Source organism: Rhizobacter sp. P3_C12 (genome assembly GCF_056402735.1).
Genome location: NZ_JBFUGW010000597.1, coordinates 1 through 1,259, shown reverse-complemented (window position 1 = coordinate 1,259; position 1,259 = coordinate 1). Strand labels below are relative to the sequence as shown.

The window sequence follows — 1,259 nt, the reverse complement described above, 5'->3', positions numbered from 1 at the left end:
AAGCGACGCTTGCCGAACGGGTCGTACGCGTCTCGCGCCGTCACGTCGCCGTTGTGGTCCGTCGTCGCAGCGATGCTCCCCAGGTGATCCTTGTGCCAGTACTCCAACTTCACCGCGGTCAGCGGTGCGTTCTGTGGGGCGCCCAGCGAAGGCAGCGCACCGGTGGTGACCAGCACCCCGAGGCTTTGGCCGCCCGCGCTCAGATAGTGCCGGTTGCTCGTGATCGCAGGGTTCGCAGCACTCGGACTCATCGGCGCATTGACCTCGCTCTCGAAGGCCAGCCCACCGGTGTTGTCCGGGTGCAGGTACCACGTGGTCCGGATGCCGGCGTTGGCGCCACTCGGGATCGTCCGGATCTCGCGGATACGCGCATGGTCCTCGTCGTAGTTCCACACGTAGCTTGGGGCCGCCTGCTGGGCCTTGCACTCCGGCTTGGCTGTCCGGCAGGTTGAAGCCCGTATACGTGATGCCGCGGTACTTGCCCGCCGTCGCACTGGCAATGTTCCCGTTCGCGTCGAAGCCGTAGGTGTTGGCCGCTGCCCCTTCGATGCTCTGCACCGCATGCGGCCGCACCGCATTCGCCCCCTGCGCGCCGTAGTTGTAGATGCCGACATCGCTCTTGTAGAGGATGCTGCCCAGCGCGTTGTATTGCAGGCTCACGGTCCGGACCAAACCGCTGATTGCCGGAGCGGCCACCGTGTAGCGCTGCAGCCGGCCGAGCGCGTCGTGCTCGAAGTTCTCCGTCACCGCGCCGGTCGCGCCGTCTCCGTTCGCATCATTGCGGTTCGTCAGCCGACCCAGGCTGTCCCACACGTAGCCGTGGTTCAGCACGTCGGTGGCGTYGGCCTTGCCCGTCGTCAGGCTGCTCGCGCGGCCCGTCGCGGCTTCGTAGCCGGACCTGCTCACCACCGCGTTGCTGTACTTCTGCTGCTCCAGCCGGTCCCAGGCGTTGTAGGCCTGCGCCTGCCACAGCATCGTGCCGGCCGGCAGCGTGACGCTCGCACCCGGCGTGCCGCCCGGGGTTGCTGGCAGCGGGTTCATCGTCACCGCTGTCGCCAATGACACCGTGCCGRGGAACCCCTTCGGCGTGTAGCCGTAGTTCACGGTCAACCCGGYCGGCCAGGTCTGCGTCATCTGCCGGCCGTTCGCGTCATAGCTCAGCGCGCTCGCAAAACTCGGCCCGTTCGCCACGGTCGTGCGGTTGCTGACCAGCCGCCCCAGGCTGTCGTACACCCACTGCTGGCTCATCTCGGTGCTGG

The 1,259-nt window shown here is 67.5% G+C and carries 1 protein-coding gene; it reads right to left on the bottom strand.

Annotated features, from left to right (window positions below):
* The coding region (locus tag AC1DXV_RS34815; protein ID WP_477938072.1) for a hypothetical protein at positions 1-1,259 on the bottom strand (1,259 nt) is incomplete at both ends.